The 22270-nt window shown below is 36.9% G+C and carries 21 protein-coding genes; 2 read left to right on the forward strand and 19 right to left on the reverse strand.

Annotated elements, in window-relative coordinates; genetic code table 11:
* Window positions 1-50: 50 nt before the first annotated feature.
* The 11 genes from AC3WOM_RS10105 to ccpN all read right to left on the reverse strand — a co-directional run bounded on the left by AC3WOM_RS10105 (window position 51) and on the right by ccpN (window position 9810).
* The gene (locus AC3WOM_RS10105; protein ID WP_427543757.1) at window positions 51-275 is read right to left on the reverse strand and encodes a hypothetical protein; all 225 of its coding nucleotides are present in this window, start codon (window positions 273-275) and stop codon (window positions 51-53) included.
* Window positions 276-290: 15 nt separating this feature from the next.
* Window positions 291-1412 (reverse strand): Nif3-like dinuclear metal center hexameric protein, encoded by a 1122-nt coding sequence (locus AC3WOM_RS10110; protein ID WP_427543754.1) that lies wholly within the window; start codon window positions 1410-1412, stop codon window positions 291-293.
* 1 nt (window position 1413) lies between these two features.
* Window positions 1414-2106 carry a tRNA (adenine(22)-N(1))-methyltransferase gene (locus AC3WOM_RS10115; protein ID WP_492446564.1) on the reverse strand — a complete coding sequence of 231 codons (693 nt, stop codon included), beginning with the start codon at window positions 2104-2106 and terminating at the stop codon, window positions 1414-1416.
* 164 nt (window positions 2107-2270) lie between these two features.
* On the reverse strand, window positions 2271-2624 hold the full coding sequence (locus tag AC3WOM_RS10120) for a c-type cytochrome (RefSeq protein WP_427543748.1): 354 nt from the start codon (window positions 2622-2624) through the stop codon (window positions 2271-2273).
* A 558-nt stretch (window positions 2625-3182) separates the two neighbouring features.
* Window positions 3183-3746, reverse strand: coding sequence for a hypothetical protein (locus AC3WOM_RS10125; RefSeq protein ID WP_492446566.1), 564 nt, complete (start codon window positions 3744-3746; stop codon window positions 3183-3185).
* Between the two features lie 418 nt (window positions 3747-4164).
* Entirely contained in the window at window positions 4165-4611 is a 447-nt protein-coding gene (locus AC3WOM_RS10130) for a MarR family winged helix-turn-helix transcriptional regulator (protein WP_492446568.1), read from the reverse strand.
* Complete coding sequence (locus AC3WOM_RS10135) at window positions 4586-4882, reverse strand: transporter suffix domain-containing protein (RefSeq protein WP_492446569.1); 297 nt, start codon at window positions 4880-4882, stop codon at window positions 4586-4588. The genes AC3WOM_RS10130 and AC3WOM_RS10135 overlap by 26 nt, the downstream gene beginning before the upstream one ends.
* 266 nt (window positions 4883-5148) lie before the next feature.
* Entirely contained in the window at window positions 5149-6276 is a 1128-nt protein-coding gene (gene rpoD / locus AC3WOM_RS10140) for an RNA polymerase sigma factor RpoD (RefSeq protein ID WP_283868738.1), read from the reverse strand.
* A 32-nt stretch (window positions 6277-6308) separates the two neighbouring features.
* Complete coding sequence (gene dnaG / locus AC3WOM_RS10145; RefSeq protein WP_492446591.1) at window positions 6309-8138, reverse strand: DNA primase; 1830 nt, start codon at window positions 8136-8138, stop codon at window positions 6309-6311.
* Between the two features lie 208 nt (window positions 8139-8346).
* Window positions 8347-9159, reverse strand: a complete 813-nt coding sequence (locus AC3WOM_RS10150; RefSeq protein WP_427543736.1) for a pyruvate, water dikinase regulatory protein — start codon at window positions 9157-9159, stop codon at window positions 8347-8349.
* Window positions 9160-9177: 18 nt separating this feature from the next.
* The gene (ccpN, locus tag AC3WOM_RS10155) at window positions 9178-9810 is read right to left on the reverse strand and encodes a transcriptional regulator CcpN (protein WP_427543733.1); all 633 of its coding nucleotides are present in this window, start codon (window positions 9808-9810) and stop codon (window positions 9178-9180) included.
* 427 nt (window positions 9811-10237) lie between these two features.
* Here ccpN and AC3WOM_RS10160 point away from each other — a divergent pair, with 427 nt between their 5' ends.
* Window positions 10238-11623, forward strand: coding sequence for a glycine--tRNA ligase (locus AC3WOM_RS10160; RefSeq protein WP_492446572.1), 1386 nt, complete (start codon window positions 10238-10240; stop codon window positions 11621-11623).
* A 182-nt stretch (window positions 11624-11805) separates the two neighbouring features.
* Here AC3WOM_RS10160 and AC3WOM_RS10165 read toward each other — a convergent pair whose 3' ends face one another.
* Entirely contained in the window at window positions 11806-13524 is a 1719-nt protein-coding gene (locus AC3WOM_RS10165; protein ID WP_492446574.1) for an HD-GYP domain-containing protein, read from the reverse strand.
* Between the two features lie 828 nt (window positions 13525-14352).
* On the opposite strand from AC3WOM_RS10165, the gene AC3WOM_RS10170 reads away from it, so the two are divergent.
* Window positions 14353-15765, forward strand: a complete 1413-nt coding sequence (locus AC3WOM_RS10170) for an S-layer homology domain-containing protein (RefSeq protein WP_492446575.1) — start codon at window positions 14353-14355, stop codon at window positions 15763-15765.
* A gap of 25 nt (window positions 15766-15790) precedes the next feature.
* On the opposite strand, the gene recO is transcribed toward AC3WOM_RS10170, so the two are convergent.
* The 7 genes from recO to AC3WOM_RS10205 form a co-directional block, all read right to left on the reverse strand.
* On the reverse strand, window positions 15791-16585 hold the full coding sequence (gene recO, locus AC3WOM_RS10175; RefSeq protein ID WP_492446576.1) for a DNA repair protein RecO: 795 nt from the start codon (window positions 16583-16585) through the stop codon (window positions 15791-15793).
* A gap of 116 nt (window positions 16586-16701) precedes the next feature.
* A complete protein-coding gene (era, locus tag AC3WOM_RS10180) occupies window positions 16702-17619 on the reverse strand; it encodes a GTPase Era (protein ID WP_427543718.1) in 918 nt (305 codons plus the stop codon).
* Entirely contained in the window at window positions 17606-18019 is a 414-nt protein-coding gene (locus AC3WOM_RS10185) for a cytidine deaminase (RefSeq protein ID WP_427543715.1), read from the reverse strand. The genes era and AC3WOM_RS10185 overlap by 14 nt, the downstream gene beginning before the upstream one ends.
* 72 nt (window positions 18020-18091) lie before the next feature.
* The gene (locus AC3WOM_RS10190) at window positions 18092-18442 is read right to left on the reverse strand and encodes a diacylglycerol kinase family protein (protein ID WP_492446579.1); all 351 of its coding nucleotides are present in this window, start codon (window positions 18440-18442) and stop codon (window positions 18092-18094) included.
* Window positions 18443-18916, reverse strand: coding sequence for an rRNA maturation RNase YbeY (gene ybeY / locus AC3WOM_RS10195; protein WP_492446581.1), 474 nt, complete (start codon window positions 18914-18916; stop codon window positions 18443-18445).
* Between the two features lie 8 nt (window positions 18917-18924).
* Entirely contained in the window at window positions 18925-21045 is a 2121-nt protein-coding gene (locus AC3WOM_RS10200; protein ID WP_427543706.1) for an HD family phosphohydrolase, read from the reverse strand.
* 268 nt (window positions 21046-21313) lie between these two features.
* Window positions 21314-22270, reverse strand: a complete 957-nt coding sequence (locus AC3WOM_RS10205) for a PhoH family protein (protein WP_427543703.1) — start codon at window positions 22268-22270, stop codon at window positions 21314-21316.

Here is a 22270-nt window from a genome sequence, read left to right on the forward strand (position 1 = left end):
AACAAATGATTTCTGTTTAATTCAACATTCTCCAATATCTCTTTCTTTATTTACTGTTCACATTTAAAAGAATAGCTTGTTGATAGAAAATTCTTATCCTTAGAGACAATAGCTTCTCCACCATCTTTTTCACACTGCTCTGTCATGGCATCAATTTTTTTGGCATTTAGTGAATTTGTCATCAATGTCATCCCTACACCAAATACAGCAATCATTAAACCAATCATTATCCATAACTTCCCAGCCTTGTTGGCTGTAGGCCTATCACTTGCCACATTTATTCCCCTCTCTTATACGAATAGAAATGGTTCTGTGTGAATAGTAGATTGTACAAATTCAACCGTATATTTTTTATCTTCACACATTTTTGTCATCTTTTTCGCTACGCCCGCAATCATAACTTTTTCAACATGATGACCAGGATCTACAATCTGCAAGCCTATTGACTGTGCATCCTGTGCCGTATGGAAATACATATCCCCCGTTAAAAATACATCTGCGCCTGCACGCTTAGCAGCATAAATATATTTATTTCCATCTCCACCAACAAGTGCTACTTTTTTTACTTTCGACTGTAAATCACCGACAACACGAACAGCGGGTACATCTAGCTGCTGCTTCACGAATTGCGCAAAATCATGTAACGATAATTCCTGTTGCAAGTAGCCTACCCGCCCTAATCCCATAACATTTGTCTGCTGGTCTAAGCGAATAATATCATAGGCTGGCTCCTCATATGGATGTGCATGTAACATAGCTTTCAATACACGATTTTTAATAGATTCGGGCAATACAACCTCTACCTTCACTTCTTCTTCAACATGGATTTCCCCTATTGAACCTACATACGGATTGGCATCTGCTAGTGCACGAAAACGCCCTTCTCCCATAGTTGTATAACTACAGGCTTCATAATCACCTATACGACCTGCTCCCGCTTTCGCTAATGCTTCGCGCAAATCTTTGGCATTGGCAGTTGGAATAAAAACAGCTAGCTTTAACAAATTTTCTGCATACGTTTCCTCTAAAATGGAACGATTTTTAAGCTGAAGTGCATCTGCTAATAAGTCGTTGACACCGCCTTCAGCTACATCGAGATTAGTATGTGCTGCATACACGGCAATATCGTTTTTTAGAAGCTTCTCATATAAACGCCCAGCAGGATGATCCGTACGAATATTCGCTAAACGTCTAAAGATAGGAGGATGATGGGCTATTATAAGCTCACAGCCCTGGGCAATGGCTTCGTCTGCCACAGCTTCATTCACATCTAATGTAACTAATATTTTTTTTACAGGTTTGTTTAATGTACCAATCGCAAGCCCAATTGGATCATTGTCCATACAAGCAAGCTTTTGAGGTGACCATGATTCAAATAATTGAATAATCTCTTGTCCATTTACGATTTTCATCTCACAGAACTCCCTCCACTAATCGAATTAAAGTACTTAGTTCTGCACGTTTTTCGTCAATTTCAGGCGTTTGATCTGCCCCTTCAATAGACTGTAATACACGCTGCCAATTTTCCTTTTCACGTGACCATTTTTTTATAAAAGTTGCTGATTTTCGCTGCATTAATTTTGGTCCAACTAAAATTTCCAGCTCCGTTAGCTCCATTTGACTTCTTTGTAAAACAAGTATTTCATAAATTTTATCATCTTCCTCTAAAATCTCTTCGTCAAGAATTGCCCAATTATGTGTTAAAGCCCACTCACGAATCACCTTGGCATGAATATTTGGTTGTAAAATAAGTCGCGTAACTCCAAGTAGCTTTTCTGGATGCTTTTCTAAAATTGATACAATGAGAGGTCCACCCATTCCAGCAATTGTGACAGTATCTATGTGATCATCTTTTTCTACTGCTGCTAGGCCATTGGCAAGTCGAACCTTAATTTTTTCTGATAAACCTTCTTTTTGTACCTGTCCAACTGCTGATTCATAAGGTCCCTTTACAACTTCCCCTGCTACGGCATGAGAGGCAATTCCCTTATGAATTAAATAGCATGGCAAATATGCATGGTCACTGCCAATATCAGCTACAATCGCACCTGTTGGAACAAATTTCGCTACTGTTTCTAATCGTTTTGATAGTTTTTGTGCATTCATGTTTTCCCGCCTGCCTTATATAGAGTCCTTTAATAGTATGTATGAAATCATGCAAAAAAACAAATGGAGTTGTCTCTATTTTGAGCAACCCCATTGTTTATTAACATAAATAAATATAGCTGTACTAATTACGTTAAACGCTTTCAGTACAGCTACTTTTCAAATTATTTTAGAGTTGAAATGTACTCAGCGATTGCTTTTGCTTCCGCTTCGTTTTTCATTCCAGGTGTCATTGGCGTACCTTCAATACCGTTCGTTAATACGTCTACGATACGAGCCTCATCTAAGCCATGTAGGTTTGGACCCACTGCGCCACCAGACAAATCACCACCATGACAGCCAACACAAGTTTGTACTAATGCAGAACCATCATCAGTAGCCTCTGTAGTTTCGCCACCGCCTTCTTTTTCAGCAGCAATTTCTTTTTTGTTCTCTGCGCCTGTTAAAGACATGAAGAAAATAAGACCAATACCAAATGCCAAAATTAAGATGTAAGGAACGACTGGATTGTTTTTCATATGTTTCCCCTCCTCATTGTAAATCTACTTCTATTATAATATAGAATCAGTCAACATCTAATATTGTACTGCATTAACCAAGAAACGAAAAGCCCTATTCGCTAAGTTTTCCTTTGTTTGTAACAAATTCGACATTTCTGTATCTATTGGATAAAATATGTCTTGCCATCACCAATTTTCGGTCCATCTAACACCATTTAACAATTGATCTTTGCTCTTCTTTCTTGTAGTTAGCTTTCCACTATGTACACTTACATATACTTAAAAATAGATTTTTCTACAATGAACATTTATCTTTAAAATCATCAAATTGAATAAGTCATACTATTATCTTAATATATTATAAATTCTGCTTTTTTCATGTATTTTTTCTAAAATCCTTTTTTAAAAAAGTCATACTACTTTTTTAGAAAAACATTACGCATCGATTAAGCCCCAACGTACTTGCGTTCGAATTTTTTAAAGCTTATTCGAAAGCTTCCCTACAAAATCCGTGAAATCCGCTGAATCAAGATAAAAAGAATCTATCGCTAAAAAGCGTATAGATTCTTCAATGTTTCATAATAAATTTATGATATAATAACCGATCAATGCTAAAAGTCCTAAAACTCCAGAGACTGTATAATACAGTAGCTTCATTTTAATGCCTGACCAAAGCCAAACTCCGCAATTTGCTGCAATTAAGCAAAATAAAGCTATATTATTTCCATTGAAATATGTAGTGTAAATTCGAATAGACATACTAAACAATAAAACAGCTGCTAACAAGTGAAAAATGGGTGTTAATAGATTATTTTTTTGTACCATTCGAAATGCCATAATGAATAAGATAAGTGCAACTATTCCTACTATAACTGTTAAAATTAGTGTTAAGGAGGAAATTGTAAAATAGATAGATAGAAGAGCAATTATGGCAATACTTATACCCACTATTAAAAGATACATTTTTCTCTTTTCTGAGGGTAACACTGCTTGCTTATGATGCACAGGATCTAACTCCTCTACATCAGCTCCCTCTGCATAAAGAGCTGCTAAAAAGTCGCAGTAATGCTCTGGTAATAGTTTATTCTGCTTCCAAAACAAAATCTCATTTAAGATTATTTTTTTCCGAGGATTTGTCATAGTATTTGCTCCAAACATTGCTTAATAATGGTTGTTATTACAATTTTATCTCACAATTCTTAAAAGCACATCTGTAGAAAGTAACAAAAATATTCGATTTAACTCATGCTAATTATGTATTTTTAAGCACGCTCAGTTTGTCAATTTATTATTATTTCCATACAATCAATTACCCCCCAGCGTAATTGTGTCCGGATTTTTGAGCTCGCCCGAAAAGCTCTCCTTCAAAATCCGTGACATGTAAAGTGATAATATAGTTATTTAATTTTAAAAGAGCCTTTCTATAATTTTACTGTAGAAAGGCTCTTTAAAATTGGATGATTTTTCTCCAAAAATGTGTTAATACAAAAAAATAATTAGAGCACCCGATAGTTTAAGTGTGGTTGTCCACAAACATAAATACTTCGTTTGATAAACACTACAGTTTATCAATTACTTTCGTTAGCTTTTGAAGTGCTGATAATAAATTTGATAATTCTTCAGGTAATAAACTTGCATAATATTTTTCAGAAACCTGTTGCATAAATATGTCACATTCTTTTTTATACAATAAACCCTTTTCGCCTAGTTCAACTGAAAATGTACGCTTATCATTCATATGTTGCTTTCTAATAATATATCTTTCCGCTTCAAGTTTTACTAACTGTTGGCTAATCGCACTCTTTGTTATATTCATTATTTCTGCCAACTCTGTTGGAGTGGATGATGGGTACCGAATAATTAATGTTAATAATGTGTATTGTTGATTATTTAATTGAAAATTCGTATAGTTCCTTTCCTTTGTTTCAAGTAACACCCATAGTTCTTCAAGTGTTTGATTGATTTTTTTAGCTATATTTTCATTCTTTATACTTTTGTCTGTCATCTTTTCTTCTCCAGTTTTTTGGGTTTAACTTACTTTTATATTTGGTCACCACTTCTTTCCCAACAAAGGCAACACCTATCAAAAAAAAGATTTCTCCCACTACTATACATGCTGTAATAACTGTAGCCTTTATGTGAGTTGGAAATGGGGTAAATGGTACAATGGCTGCAAGCCCCCAAAGTATAGGATAAAGGATTAGAAGTCCTATTCCAATTTTAAAAAGAAATGGTTTCTTTTGTTTATTCTCGTTTACAACTAGCTCTTTTTCCAATGTCAAGCCTCCGCATCTAATATAATTTAGTTAAGTTAACTAAATTATATACGGAAGGCTGTTTGATTACAAGACTTTGAAAATGTATTGTTAAAAAATTAAGTTATTATATAAAAAGTATTCTGTACCTGTCGTGTCGCTTCGCTTTCGCACAGTAAAGATTTGTTGCTGTTGCTTCACTTTCGCACAGTAAAAAATTGCTGAATCAAGAGAAAAAAGAGCCAACCAATTAGTTATCACCAATCAGTCAGCTCCATTTTTCATGTTTATTCTAAGAAATCTTTTAAACGTTTACTGCGAGAAGGGTGGCGTAATTTTCTAAGCGCCTTTGCTTCTATTTGGCGAATACGTTCACGAGTTACACCAAATACTTTCCCTACTTCTTCTAATGTACGTGTGCGACCATCATCTAAACCAAAGCGTAAACGAAGAACATTTTCTTCACGGTCAGTTAATGTATCTAACACATCCTCTAATTGCTCTTTTAATAATTCATATGCTGCATGGTCAGATGGAGATTGAGCTTCAGAATCCTCAATAAAGTCACCTAAATGTGAATCATCTTCTTCTCCAATTGGTGTTTCAAGAGATACTGGTTCTTGAGCTATTTTTAAAATTTCACGTACCTTTTCAGGTGTTAAATCCATTTCTTCCCCAATTTCTTCTGGAGATGGTTCGCGACCTAAGTCCTGTAATAATTGGCGCTGTACACGAATTAATTTATTAATTGTTTCTACCATATGCACTGGTATACGAATCGTACGTGCTTGGTCAGCAATTGCGCGTGTGATTGCTTGGCGAATCCACCATGTAGCATACGTGGAGAATTTAAAGCCTTTGCGGTAGTCAAATTTCTCAACCGCCTTAATAAGACCCATATTTCCCTCTTGAATTAAGTCAAGGAATAGCATACCTCTTCCTACGTAACGCTTCGCAATCGAAACAACAAGTCGTAGGTTTGCTTCCGCTAGTCGTTTGCGTGCTTCCTCGTCGCCTTGCTCAATACGCTCCGCTAAGGCAATTTCTTGCTCTGCAGACAGTAAATCAACTCGACCAATTTCTTTTAAATACATACGAACAGGGTCATTTATTTTTACGCCTGGTGGTACGCTCAAATCATTTAAGTCAAAAGTTTCTTCATTTGCTTCTTCTTTCATCAAGCTTTCTTCTTCAAATTCTTCTTTTCCAATAATTTGAATGTCTTTATGCTTTTCAAGATCCTCAGCAAAGTGGAAAACCTCTTCATTTTCTAGTTCATACTGCGCTAACTTCTCTGAAATCTCTTTCATAGAAATTTCACCGTCTGTTTTCGCTTTTTCCTGCAGTAACTTTTTGGCTTCATCTAATGTAATTTCTACTTCTATCTCTTTTGAACGTTCTGACTTGTCCGCCATAAACCTTCCTCCTTCTAAACAACCGAATCGGGTTAAATCGCCGATAACGATTTTCTTAAATGAATAATCTGTTGGGCGATTTCAAGTGCACGCGCATACTCATGCATCTTCTCCGCTTCCTTTGACTCATGCATCTTTTGTTGAATTTCCTGCTCAATTCTATATTTTTGCAACTGACGTATTGAGTCTGAAACCTCTGCTTCAGCTTGGTCTGGATCTCTCTCTACTAAAGCTGCTTCCATGACAATTTTGCGTAATTCAGCGTCATCCAATATCTCAACAAACCGCTGATAATCAGGATGACCATATTCCTCATAAAAACCTACTAAGCGAACAAAAACTGCCAGATAGGCATCTCGGACAAATGGCTCTTTTTGCTCACTGCGTAATACCCTGTCCACTACATCTATATTATGAAGCATATGAGCGAGTAATAAACGTTCTGCACGTTCGGCTGCGTCCATAGGCTTTTGCTGCTGCGTGACTGGCATTGAAGGCGGAACGGGCATTTCTACTTTTGTAGAACGTACCTGATTAGCCTCTAACTTTCGGAATTGTGCATATATAGCTTCTTCCGAGATATTTGTTTCAGTGGATAGCTGCCGTATATACAAATCTCGTTCAACTGGAGAGGATCTGCCAATCAGTTGTTCAAGGACTTCTTGGATATATTGAAGCGTATCATTTTCAAATTGAAAGTTCTTATTTCGTCTAGCATGCATCATCATAAAAGCAATATACGCATGTGGGTTTTCCAAAATTTGTTCCTTAAAAGCTTGTCCGCCTAAACCACGGATGTACTCATCAGGATCTAGCTTATCTGGTAACACCGCAATATTCACTTTCATTCGTTCTGTTTGCAGTAGCTGTGCCGCTCTTTTTGCCGCGTCAAAACCAGCATTATCACCGTCATAGCAAATCGTAATCTGCTCTACTAAGCGCTTTAGCTTTGTGATATGCTGATTCGTTAGCGAGGTACCCATTGTAGCTACGGTATTCGCTACACCAACAGAAGTTGCTGCTAAAACATCCATAAATCCTTCCATCAATACTACTTGACGATTTTTTCTAATTGAGGTTCGTGCTTTATCTAGGTTATATAGCACCTCGCTCTTTTGAAAAATCGGTGATTCTGGACTATTTAAATATTTTGCCTCCTCACCAGTCGATGAAAGTATTCGTCCTGAGAAGGCAATAATTTTACCGTTCTCATCTCGAATGGGGAACATAATACGCCCTCTAAATCGATCAAAATAGCGTTCCTCCCCTTCTCGCTTGATGACTAAACCACTTTCTGCGATTTCTTGTAAGTTATAACCTTTCCTTTCAAGCAATATCGTTAATGCATCAAAGCTTGGGAGAGACCATCCAATGCTATTAGATTCGATAAGTTCCCTTGTAAATCCTCTTTCTAGCAAATAATTTAAAGGTTCTTCACCATCTTCTGTGTTCAATAGTAAATGGTGGAAAAAATCCGCTGCAAAAGCGTGTGCTTCTTTCATCCTTTCTTCCGCTTTAGATATCTTTTTCGTTACATCAGGTAAAGTTGGTCCAACATCTAAATGTATGCCAGCACGTTCACCAAGTTTCACGACTGCGTCAGGGAACGAAATCCCTTCAATATCCATGATAAAAGTAATAGCATTACCGCCTGCACCACAACCAAAGCAATGAAAAATTTGTTTGTCTGATGACACAGAAAAAGATGGTGTTTGTTCTCCATGAAAAGGACAGAGACCAAACCAATTACGCCCACGTTTTGTAAGCTGCATGTATTCGCTTATAACATCAACAATATCCGATTGTGTACGAATCTGTTCAATCACTTCTTCTGGAATCTTCCCTGCCAATTTCATCACCATCTTTAATTTACGTTCTAAAACACAATTCGCTATTCGTTTTAAAAATCCTTTAATTCTCGACAAAAAAATAGGATTTTTCTCTTTTTAAATATTTTTACCACAATTTTATTATTATAAAACAAAAATTAGTTTTTATCTATACTATTTTCTTAAAACTACTCAAAAAAACCGCCCCATATTACCGAGGTGGTTTATCAAAATTCCATGCTTATTTACAAGTCGAGATATGTTCAATAATGACATTCGCTGTTTCTTCTACAGCCTTGTTTGTCACATCAATAACCTTACAATCAATTCTCCCGACAATTTTTTCAAAATGCTGGATTTCTTCTAATATACGATTATGCTGTGCATAGATAGCATCATCATTCAATCCCAGAGTCATTAATCTTTCTTTTCTAATCGAGTTTAATTTATCAGGAGAAATAATTAAACCGAAACATCTTTTTGGATCAATCTGGAATAGTTCTTCAGGTGGCTCCACTTCTGGTACTAACGGTACATTCGCCACCTTAAAGCGTTTATGTGCTAAATATTGTGATAAAGGTGTTTTGGAGGTACGTGAAACACCAACAAGTACAATATCAGCCTGTAATAACCCACGCGGATCTCTGCCATCATCATATTTTACTGCAAATTCAATAGCCTCAATTTTTTTAAAATAATCATCATCCAACTGGTGAACAATACCTGGTGCCTCTAATGGGAATTCTTCCATAAAGGTTGCCATTGTTTTTAATGCTGGCCCTAATATATCAACAGCATGAATTTTTTCTAGCTCACACAATTTCTGCATCAATGAACGCATTTCCTGTCGAACTAGCGTGTATACAATAAATGCCTGTTGCTTGGCCGCAAGACAAACTATTTTTTGAATAAGCTCCTCTGATTGAATATATGGAAAACGTCTAATGACCGTGTTCTCCAAACCAGGTCGAAACTGGCTAATAACTGCTTTCGCTACTTGATCACCAGTTTCACCGACTGAATCAGATACAACAAAAACGCGTAGTCTTTTCATGCTGCACTCCTTCAAAATTTAGACATTCTGCGCGAGTGATAAGAAAGCACGTGTAATCGTCGTTTTTGTAAGACGACCTACAATTGTCAAGCCACCCTCCTGAGGTTCTACTACTGGTAGCGAATCAACTTCTCGGTCAATTAATTTATTCGCTGCGACAACTAAAGAATCTGATCGCTCACAGTACGAAATATTGGGCATTCGCGTCATAATAATATGTACAGGAATTTTGTTTAAATCCTGTGTGCCAATACTTGTACGTAGTAAATCCTTACGAGATAGTACACCTGTCAGAAACTCATTCTTATCCACGACAAAGAGTGTACCAACATCCTCCGAAAACATAAAGCAAATCGCATCATAAACAGTCATTGTTTCCGGGACAACTACAGGTCCTGAATGAAAATCTTTTACTTTTAAATTGTTAATACTATCCGTTAATGTAACGGATGCTTTTTTTCCTGAATAGAAATAACCAACTCTTGGTCGTGCATCTAAAAAGCCTGCCATCGTGAGAATAGCCAAATCTGGTCTTAAAGTCGCTCTTGTCAGATTGAGACGTTCTGCAATATGTTCGCCTGTAATTGGCCCATTTTCTTTCACAATTTGTAAAATGTCTTCCTGACGTTTATTGAGTTCGATTGGACTCACCGCCTCAAATCTAATAGTGTTATACTTATGCTCAATTATTATATACTATTTTAATAATTATTGCGAATTAAAGAACTACATGCTACAATATTGACACATACGCTTGCTCTATATGCATTTTCGAGCAATATTGCGTTATACAGGCGATGATGGGAAAAAAGTATCTGTTCTATTCTAAAGCGAGTAGAAGATGGTGAAAGTCTACACAGTAACAGAGAAAAGGCACTCCCTGAGCTAACTTTTCAAAAAGAGGTTTTAAACAGTTTGTTTAAAACAATCAGGGTGGAACCGCGGGTATTAGCACTCGTCCCTGGGCATTTATTGTGCCCGGAGACGGGTGCTATTTTCATTTAGGCTAGACTAAGTGAAAGACTTTGGCGTTTTACCGCAAAAAGACAAAGTGAAAAATTTTGAAGGAGGCTATATTATGGCTAACAAATCAATGGAAACAATCGTATCATTAGCGAAGCACCGCGGTTTTGTCTTCCCAGGCTCAGAAATCTACGGAGGTTTAGCAAACACATGGGATTACGGTCCATTAGGTGTAGAATTAAAAAATAATATTAAAAAAGCATGGTGGCAAAAGTTTGTCCAAGAATCCGAGCATAATGTCGGACTAGACGCTGCCATCTTAATGAATCCTAAAGCATGGGTGGCTTCTGGTCACGTTGGTAACTTTAATGATCCAATGGTTGATTGTAAAGCGTGTAAAGCACGTCATAGAGCGGATAAAATCATCGAAGACGCTGCGTTAGCGAAAGGCGATGAAATCATTGTCGATGGTATGACATTCGATCAAATGAAAGAAACAATGATTAAGTATGATGTGGTATGTCCTGATTGTGGCAAGGCTGATTTCACAGATATTCGCCAATTCAATTTAATGTTTAAAACATTCCAAGGCGTAACAGAATCTTCTACAAATGAAATTTATTTACGTCCTGAAACTGCACAAGGTATTTTCGTGAACTTTAAAAACGTTCAACGCTCTATGCGTAAACGTACTCCGTTTGGTATTGCACAAATCGGTAAATCATTCCGTAACGAAATTACTCCAGGTAACTTTACTTTCCGTACTCGCGAATTTGAGCAAATGGAGCTTGAGTTTTTCTGTAAGCCTGGCGAAGACCTTGAATGGCATGCATACTGGAAGGAATTTTGTAAAAACTGGTTATTAAATTTAGGAATGAAAGAAGAGTCTATGCGCCTTCGTGATCATGAGGAAGATGAATTATCTCACTACTCGAATGCTACTACGGATATCGAATTTAAATTCCCATTTGGTTGGGGCGAGCTTTGGGGTGTAGCTGATCGTACAGATTACGATTTAAAACAGCATATGGAGCACTCTGGTGAGGACTTCACTTACATTGACCCAGCTACAAACGAACGCTATGTACCATACTGTATTGAACCTTCTTTAGGTGCTGACCGTGTAACATTAGCATTCCTCTGTGATGCATATGACGAGGAGGAGCTCGAAGGTGACGATAAGCGTACCGTTTTACGCTTCCACCCTGCTCTTGCACCATTTAAAGCAGCTGTCCTTCCACTTTCTAAAAAGTTATCTGATGAGGCTACAAATGTTTGGGCCGAACTTCGTAAGGCATTCCCGGTTGACTTTGATGAATCACAATCAATTGGTAAACGTTACCGCCGTCAGGATGAAATTGGAACACCATTCTGTATCACATACGACTTTGACTCACAAGAGGATGGTCAAGTAACGGTACGTCATCGCGATTCCATGTCTCAAGTTCGTATGCCAATTGCCGATGTGAAAGCATATATCGAGAAACATCTACAATTCTAAATATCAATTTCGCCTTGGCGTAATTGCGTCCGGAGGCTTTATCTTCATTCAGTAGGTGTTTGGACACCCCTGAAAGGAACCAAAACCGCATCCATCTCATCACCTATAAAGGTGGGAGTCTTCTGCTGAATGAAGATAAAAGCATCGTAAAAAGGGAGCTGCCAATTGCAGCTCCCTTTTGGCTATGCCTTTAATGTAAAAAACAAGCGCTCCTGCATCTTCTCCTCAAAGGAGAATCTTTTCATGCTCATTCCCACCAAGCTTACTAATAATTCCTCAATATCTACAAGAGAATAATATAGGAATGTACCCTCTCGCATAGGGCGAACTCGTTTTTCTACTGTGAGCTCATCCTCAATAAAATAAGCCACATTTACATCACAATGTTCCATTAATTGCGTGATTCGCTGGTCGTCACCTGGGTTTATGAAGAATGGAACAATTTTATCAATATATAAGATACTCTGTACAAGCTTTATGAAAAAGTTTTCTCGAAGCGAGGTTTCTACAACTAAAATAGTTGTTTGCTCATGATGATAATCCATGTACAAAACATTTAATTGCTCTTCCAATAATTTTTTAAGAATATTAATAGAGTTTCTATATTTCGTCATATCTGTCTGAATTTCTCTAGTCAATAAACGCAAAATACGAAAGGCTGGCAAGAAGATTTTTAAAACAATCTCTTTTGGATGTAAGTGATCAATTAATTTGTTAAAATGGATTTTTAAGTTAGTTTCGTCACAGCGAATTAATTGCTCGACAAATAAATTAAAAATTTCCTCAAAGCTATCCGCACGATAGTCAATCATTTTCACAATTTTCACACTATAATTCAAAGGTAAATTCATAGATGTTTGTTCATCCAACAATTTAACTTTCGGCAACGTTGGGAATAAATCATAGACGAGTTCAACTTGAGCACTTCGATTATCAGATAATAAGACTACTGAGTTAACAGGATAAATCCCTAAGCACTCCACAAATTTATGCATGAACTTTTCGTTATATAATTGTCGATCGCGATATAACACAGCTAATGCATCCGTTGCAGCATACCCTGTATGATAAACACGTTTTGATGTCATTGCTGAATATACATCAATGATTTGCAGCAATTGCACTCCATCGCTCATTTCATCCGCACATAGTTTATTTGGATAACCTTTACCGGCAAAGCGCTCATGGTGATCACGTGCCAGATAGGCAATATCCTCTTCTCCATTTTCAACAAGTAACTCATAGCCTTTAGTTGTGTGAGTTTTGACTACCTCAAATTCATCTTCCGATAACTTTCTTTTCAGATTCAGAATTTCTTGAGGAATAAATACTTTCCCAATGTCATGGAACAAATATCCTCGTGCTAACGTTTCGATATCAGTTAACCCTAGGTAACGTGCAAAGATTGTGCCCAAAACAAATACATCAAATGAGTGGACAAAGGAATATTCATCCCATTCTCTTAATCGCATAAGTAAATCGTAGCGATTTTTCTTTTCTAAAATCTTTTCAAAAACACCCCGTACATAAGCGGTATCCTGCATGCTTTTTAATATTTGACCATAGCGTAATTCATGGACAACATTCTCCAATGTCGTCATAAATAGCGTACTTACTTTTTCTTTATACTCATCTACCTTATTTTCTTTATCCATTAGTGGGGCAAAGACATCCTCATACTCCCTTGTTCGCTGAACACTTAAATCATGGACAATTCGAACTGAATCAGTTGGTAAATAAACAGCTAATTCATCTACTTTTCTAAGTTTAAGTAAAGCAATAATCCGATCAGTTAAAACTAACTCTTTTTTAGCTAATAATTGATACTCAGAAAAAATATCCTCAGCCAAAATATCATTTGCTTCAACTTCATCAATACTTAATGTCACTTTTCTTAGCATATTTTTTGCCACATACGCAATGTTCTAGCATTATGTGACTCCCTCCTTCTTCCATAGGACTGCGTTGTTCTAAAAAACATCTTTGCTGATAGAGGCATGTTTTACATTTTATATGCATGTCAGATCTATATGAATTGGACTAGTTTTATATGGATATTAAATGTATAAATTATACCAGAATAATTTTAATGTCATAACCTATATTTATTACAATATCATAGGTTAAAATGCCTTTTCAACTAGTATATGGGTCTTGAATGATTAGTTAATACTATGATTATATTAAAAACTATTCAAAAAACAGACCTTTAAACCTAATACCTCCACCTAATATCTGCTATTAATGACACTAAAACAATGCTTAAAGAACTACTAAAAGAAATTCCAAACACTTTTATATAAAATTTAAATAAAAATATCTTAAAAATTTTATTTCTGAAAAAAACTAAATTTTTGTTTTTTTATGCTATATAAGTTAGCCTCTTGCTCAATTTGTCCTACTATTTTCTGTCAATCAATCAGAAGAATGTTTATACATTAGCATTACGATAAAATAATCACCTTATATTTACATTTATAAGTCATCAAAATATATCAATTACTCTTTTAAAGGATAACATTTCCTCTATTCTCACTACATACATTTTGATATAAATAAAGTATTATAGTTAATCTTAAATGTTAATTAACAATAATTTAACATTGTATGATCATTCCAGCCTTAAATTATTCAATCGTCGGGAAGTTTGAATTTAAAAATGGAGGGATTTTCACAAAAGATAAGGTACTACTATAAAAATTTATTTTCATTTCTTTGGAGGAAATCACTTGAAGACCCATCGTTTCTATCAAATTGCAATGGCCTCAGCATTAGCCACAAGTGCAATTGTAATTACACCCTCAGTAAATGCTGCGACTATTTTCCCTGACATCAATGCTTCAACAGAAGAAGGCAAAGCTATTATCAATTTAGCACAACGCGGCATTATTTCAGGCTACCCTGATGGCACTTTTAAACCAGCAAACCCAATCACACGTACCCAAGCCGCAAAAATTTTAGCAGGAATGTTAAAGCTTGACACTGTACATGTAAAAAATCCTCATTTTAAGGATGTCCAACCTGGCGATGAGAATTACGGTGCAATTGCAGCTTTAGCAAACGTAGGCATCATTAGTGGCTCAAATGGTTATTTTCACCCAGCAAATAATATTACACGCGGGCAAATGTCAAAAATGATTGTAAAAGGCTTCGAATTAAACATTACTGATGACATTGACATTCCATTTTCCGATGTAAAGGTAGGAAGTGAATACGAACCGTTTATCAAAACTCTTTTTGCCAATAGCATCACAAAAGGTACAACACCTACAACCTTTAGTCCACAGAGCCATGTGAAGCGCTCCCAATTAGCGTCGTTTGTAGTTCGTGGGGAACATGCACAAGGGAACGCAACTGTTCATGCTAGTCAATACAGTCAGGATTATATCTTCGCTTCTTACGGTGGCATTAAGCCTGCAGAGGATATTTTTACATGGGATGAAGAAGATGATATGACGGAGTCCATCACGATAAAACCGTTAAAAGAGGGAACAGGAAAATTAGTCATAACAGGCTTTAAGGAAGACACAGAGGAATTTACAGATATCTTTTATATTGTTCACGTTAACAATGTAAATGGCAAACTACAAACAACTTTACAAGAAGTAAAGGAAGAAGATTATGTAGAGAACTTGCCGCTTAACTTAATGGAAAGCGATTTGAAATTTATCCCTACTGAAGTAAGTATTCAAACTACAGATGGGCAAGCCTTATCCCCAGCAGAGTATGAATTCAAAACAAACAATCAATCAGCCTCTATTTCTATCTTTAAAAATGGGCAATATATATTAACATTTTCCAACGGTAATCAACAACAAGTGATGGCAGCTGATGTTACTACGTATGATTTTGTGAGAAGTATTGATTTGTATCAATTTACAGATGAATTAGTTTTTTCAAGCGACCAACTAAAGTTTGAGCCGAAAAGTGTTGCTTTAGAAAAGTTAGATTTAGAGCCCACAGCAGTTAAAGCAATCATAGAGGATAATCAAGTAAAGGTTACACCCTTAGCAGAAGGTACCGTAATTTTACATATTACAGGTAAAAACGGTGAAACTGTCTACCTCTATATAGAATTTGCTAAAATCGATGATAAATGGGCTAGCTATTATGAATTCTTTCAAGATGAAGAAGAATTTTAATATAAAAAAATGCCAAAAGATCCAGTTAAGGGTCTTCTGGCATTTTTTCTATATCAACAATTGTTCTTACTTGTAATTCTGGCGTCCTTTCAAGCTGCTCGATAAATTTTTTAGTCTTAAAACGAATACCTGTTTGTTCCTCATAAATGGTCGTAATAATTTTTTTGATAAAATACTTTGTTTCCTTTTTTAATTCCAGCTTACCAATCTGTTCAATTGGTACAGTGTAAAACATTCGAATTAGCTTCAGTTGCGTTGGCGTTAGACGAATAATGTAAGGGTCACGCTGATAGCATCGATGACATAAAAAGCCCCCCTGTGCAAAGGAAAATGCAAATTCGCCATCTACTGCACCACAAGTTGCGCAGGCATGTAAAATAGGCTGAACACCTGTATAGGGTAACATTTTCCATTCAACAAACAATGTAATAGCTTCAGGATCATAGCCTTCCTCAATTGCTTGCAATGCGTGTAAAAGGACATCAAATGCAAATGGTTCAGCTTTTCCCTCTTCCACTACTCGCTCAACAAGCTCCATGATATAACTTGCATATGCTGTTGCCATGATATCTTCACGTATATGCCGCATCGAATTGAGATGCTCGCCTTGTTGCAATGTCCCCATACCTGTATGATGCTGGACCATAAACATACCGTATGTAAATGGCTGTGTCACAGATGCTAGTCTACTCGAAGGTTTTTTAGCACCTCTTGCCATTGTTGCCACCTTACCTGCTTCTCTTGTTAGTAAAGTCACAATTTTATTGGTTTCTCCATAGGCTCGTACCCTTAAAACAATTCCTTCCCATTTATGTAGCATCAGCCTTCCTCCTTTCAACAAATTTCCCATGAAAATAGAGCTCTCCAAAATTTTTTGGACAGCTCCATTCAAACGATCAATGGGCTAAATTGTTATTTCTCTAACAGCATAACCACTTAATATTCATCATCACGGAAACCAAGGTCACGTAAATGTGTTGATTTGTTTCGCCAATCCTTTTGCACCTTTACCCAAAGCTCTAAATACACTTTTGAACCAAGAAGCATCTCAATATCTTTTCGTGCGCGTATGCCTACTTCTTTTAATAGTGCTCCACGTTTACCAATCACAATGCCTTTTTGAGAATCCCTTTCCACGATAATCGTAGCTGCCACATGAATTTTATCTTCATTTTCCTCATCTCGGCGAATCTTTTCAATGACTACTGCAATAGAATGTGGTATTTCTTCGCGTGTTAAGTGTAATACTTTTTCACGAATTAACTCAGAAATAATAAATCTTTCAGGATGGTCTGTTACTTGATCTGCCGGATAGTACTGCGGACCTTCTGGCAAGTATTTTGTTAATGTTGCTAGCAGATTCTCTACATTATTTCCTTGTAATGCTGAAATCGGAACAATCTCCGCAAAGTTATAGCGATCTTTATAGCTCTCAATGATTCCTATTAATTCATCGGGATGAATTTGATCAATTTTATTGATGACTAGGAAGACAGGCGTTGGGTTCCCTGCCAACATTTCTAGGATGAATTCATCACCCTTTCCAAGTTTCTGCTCTGCATTGACCATGAACATAATAACATCCACTTCTCGCAATGTATTTTTAGAAACTTTAAGCATGAAATCGCCAAGCTTATGCTTAGGTTTGTGGATTCCAGGTGTATCAATAAAAATCATTTGACTATCATTTGTTGTTAGTACACCTTGTACTTTATTTCGTGTTGTTTGTGGCTTATCACTCATAATCGCAATTTTTTGACCAATCACACGGTTTAAGAATGTTGATTTCCCAACATTTGGTCGACCGATAATGGAGATAAAGCCTGACTTATAGCCAGTATTAGTTTCCAGCATTCTCTAAATCCTCCGTTGTAAATGCAAATGGCAGTAATTCGCCAACTGACGTTACTGTTACATTACCTTTTAAGTTTGTTAAATAGACAGGCATGGATGGCGCACAAAACTCCATCATCACTTGACGACAAGCCCCACATGGTGCACATGGTCCGTCTGTATCAGCAACTATAGCAATTGCCTGAAAGTCATAAATTCCTTCTGACACAGCCTTGAAAAAAGCCGTTCGTTCAGCACAATTGGTCATACTATAGCCAGCATTTTCAATATTACAACCATGGATAACCTCGCCGTTTTTCGTTAATAGGGCTGCGCCTACTTTAAATTTTGAATAAGGGACATAGGCCTTTTCACGCGCTTTTTTTGATTCTTCTAGTAATGCATGCATATCAATTGTCATCAAAGTTCTCCTTTTGCAAAATAAATCATAATTTTTGCTTGCTGATCCTGTATGACCGAAAAATTATTAAAGCTAAAACCATTTCGGTATAAAGATAAGTAATCCGATTATAGCACTGAATATCGCAAATACAAGTACAGCGCCTGCCGCAAGATCTTTCGCTTGCTTTGCAAGTGGATGAATATTCGGTGATGCTAAATCCACAACACGTTCAATTGCAGTGTTCACCATTTCAAGCGCAAACATGAGTGCTATTAGCAAAAGCACAATATACCATTCCATACGTGATAACCCTGTAAAATAGCCAGCAATCAAAACTATTCCTGCACTTAGCAAGTGGGACTTGAAATTTTGCTCGGTACAGGCTGTAATGATACCTTTAAAGGCATACCCAAAAGAGCGTACGAATTTGCGAACATTCATTTATTCTCGTCCTAAGCCGAAAGATTGTAAAATCTCATCCTGCTTACCGAACATTACCTTCTCATCTTCTGGCTCCATATGATCATAGCCAAGTAGATGTAGGAAACCGTGAACCGCTAAAAAGCCTAATTCTCGCTCAAATGTATGCCCATATTCCTCTGCTTGTTCTTTTGTACGATCCGTTGAAATAATAATATCTCCTAAGACACGAGGCATCCCTTCAAATGTTACTTCCATTTCTCCCTCGCCTAATTCCTCCAGGGCAAACGAGATAACATCTGTCGGTTGATCCTTGTCACGATATTCTCGGTTTATTTCTTGAATCGCTTCATTTGTAACAAACGTCACTGACACTTCTGTTTCCGGTTCAATATTCTCTACTTTCGCTGCATGCTGTAGAAGCTTTTCAACAAGCTCCATATGCTCAGCAGCCACTTCATTTGTTTCATCTGTAAAATCAATTGTTAAAATCATAGATCCTCCTACTTATCTGCCTTTGGATATTCAATACGTGAGTGGAAAATTCCATTCAACGTTTCACAAAGTACTCGCTCTATACATTTTAACTCTTTTATTGAAATATCGCATTCATCAAACTGATGATCCTGTACTCGATCATCAATAATAGCTCGTACAAGCTTATGAATTTTTTCTGCATTAGGTTCCTTCATCGAGCGCACTGCCGCTTCAACACTATCCGCCACACTAATCACAGCAGCTTCCTTCGTTTGCGGTTTTGGACCAGGATAGCGGAACTTCGCTTCATCAAACTCTTTTCCTTCTTCCTTTGCTTTGTATAAGAAGAATTTCAACAAGCTTGTTCCATGATGCTGCAAGGCAATATCAATGATTTCCTGAGGCATTTTATAGCGTTTTAACATTTCAGCACCATCAGTGGTATGAGCAATAATAATTTCTGCACTCGTCTCTGGTGGTAATGAATCATGTGGATTATTCCCTGACATCTGATTTTCAATGAAAAATGCCGGACGCTTCGTTTTCCCAATATCATGATAATAACATCCAACTCGTGCTAATAATCCGTCCGCCCCAATTTCCTCACATGCTGCCTCCGCCAAATTTGCAACCATTACACTATGATGATATGTTCCTGGTGCCTCCATTAGTAACTTTTTCAGCAATGGATGGTTGGGATTAGAAAGCTCAATTAAACGCAACGATGATAAAAGACCAAATGCTGATTCAAAGAACGGTAAAAGACCCATTGTCAGAGCTCCTGAAAGTAAGGCTGATAACATGGCTGCGATAAAATAAAACAGTAACTCAGACAAACCATAAGATGATTGTGTCATCAGTAAATAAAAAGCAATAAATGCTATATTGACTAATCCAATGACACCTACAGCATGTAAAATATGCGAACGTTTTTCCACACTCCGCATGAAGAAGATGCTCGCAAAGCCTCCAAAAATAATATACAGTGTAATTTCCATCTGCATAACAGAAGAATACCCCTCTTGAAAGATCACTCCTGCAGACGCAGCTGTCATCACTGTAATCAAAACTGCAGCACGTTCATTCGCTAATAATCTTACCAGCATTGTCGCCAAAGCTGTTGGAAATAGAAATGCAACAGTAACGTCAAAGCCGCCTGAGACTAGGCTAATAAATTTCATCAGCACAACCGAGAGGGTATACACAATACCTGTTACCAATAAGGCATTTCGTTTTTTATGCTCGTCTGCCTCCCAGCGTTCAAACAGAATAAACATAAACATCATTTGCAGGAAGATTAAAATAAAAAGACCTGCAATTGGCTTTAAGGATGCCTTATTACTCACCATTCCTAAAAGCTCTAACTGACGAAACGCCTCATTATCTATAATTTGACCTTCCTGTACAATGATTTGACCTTGAAGAATTCGAGTAGGCTCAATCGATTCTTTCGACTGCTCCTTACGAATTTTCGTTTGTTCCTCATTAATTGTTTCATTTTCGATAATACTTGTACGCCCAATTAAAACAACAGTATTGTAAATTCTATCTGGATAGCCTCGCTGTCCGCGAATTTTCGTTTCAAAATCGTTTTGTGCCGCGTATACATTTTCCGAACGAATGGATTTCTGTAAATATTCTTGAACGAGCTTAGAAAGTTGAGTGCTTGTTCTTGTTAGATCTGCCTCACTTTGTATGAGCAGCCCCTCAAGCTGTGAATCCGTAAAGATGATAGGCATCTGATCTGAATCAATGGATTCAAATTTTTTTCGAAGCTGTGCCACTTGGTCTACATTCGGAACAGGCTCTTTGCTTTTCTCAACATCTTTCTTCACTTCAAGAACATAGTCAAATAATGATGTGACAATTGCAGCACGTTGCTTTGCGACATCCTCTGAAAATTGATAGACTGGCGCAACTGCATTTGCTGCTTTCTCTCGTTCTTGCTGTGTTTTATAAGTGTCTTCAATCGTTTTTGTTGATCGAACTGTTTCTGGCGCTAATTGTAATGGTTTAAAATCATATGTAACACCTTTAACATTGCCATACATAAAGGCAAATTGCAGGGACCCTGTTAAGATGAGAATGACAATTAAAAAATAGCGAAAACCGATTAGTTCAGTAAGTTTTCGAAGTTGTTTCTCCATTCGGCACCTCCTCTATCTACTTACTATCATACCAATTCAAAAAACATTTTTCTCGAAAAATGTATAAGAAAGCAAAAAACAGCTATACAATTTAGTATAGCTGTCACATTTTTTTCCCATTTCACAACCAAATTCGCGCAAAAACGATAAATTCGTGTGTATTTTTAGCATTGGCATTCCTAATACTACATACTACAACAAAGATATCGAAGCATCTGTCATTTACTTTCGGTGCAGCTTTAGAATGGTCGCTTATAAAGCAATCATTCTAAAGCTGTTGATCTTCGTAAGCTTGGATGATTTTTGCAACGACTGGATGACGTACTACGTCACCTTGCTCTAATATTTGGAAATGGATTGGCTTAACATATTTTAAAGTACGTTCTGCTACAATCAATCCAGATTCTGTATTTTTAGGCAGGTCAATTTGCGTTTTATCGCCAGTAATGACCATTTTTGAGCCAAAGCCCAAGCGCGTTAAAAACATTTTCATTTGCGGGTGTGTTGTATTTTGAGCTTCATCTAAAATAACAAAGGCATCATCTAATGTTCGCCCACGCATATATGCTAAAGGTGCAATTTCGATTGTGCCTCGTTCAATAAGACGTTGTGTTTGCTCTGCTCCATAGATATCATTTAAAGCGTCATAGAGTGGTCGTAAATATGGATCAACCTTTTCCTTCAAATCTCCCGGAAGAAAGCCTAAGGACTCTCCCGCTTCTACAGCAGGACGTGTTAAAATAATACGTTTGACGTGTCCATTTTTTAGTGCTTGTGTTGCCATGACTACCGCTAAATACGTTTTCCCAGTACCAGCAGGACCAATACCGAAAACAACGTCTTTATGACGGATTGCTTGTATGTATTCTCGTTGACCAATTGTTTTTGCACGAATTGGTTTCCCCTTTGTTGTGCGTGCTATTTCTTCATCATAAAGTTCTGCAAAATATTCGATTGTTCCTTTTTGTGTCATTTCAATAGCTGTTGCAACATCACGTTGATCAATATTAATTCCTTTGCGGATGACTTTTAAAAGTGCATGTAAAAGAAATGTAGCTTGTTCCTTTGCATCCTCTTCACCAGCTAGCTGAATTTGTTCTCCACGTGTAATAATATGAACTTGAAGAGCCTCTTCGATTAATTTCATATTGGCATCGGAAATTCCGAGTAGCATAACCGCTTCGTTAGGATTATCCACTTGTAAAACAGTTAATTGTTCTGACAT

It is taken from the genome of Lysinibacillus sp. FW301-JW8 (assembly GCF_058788755.1).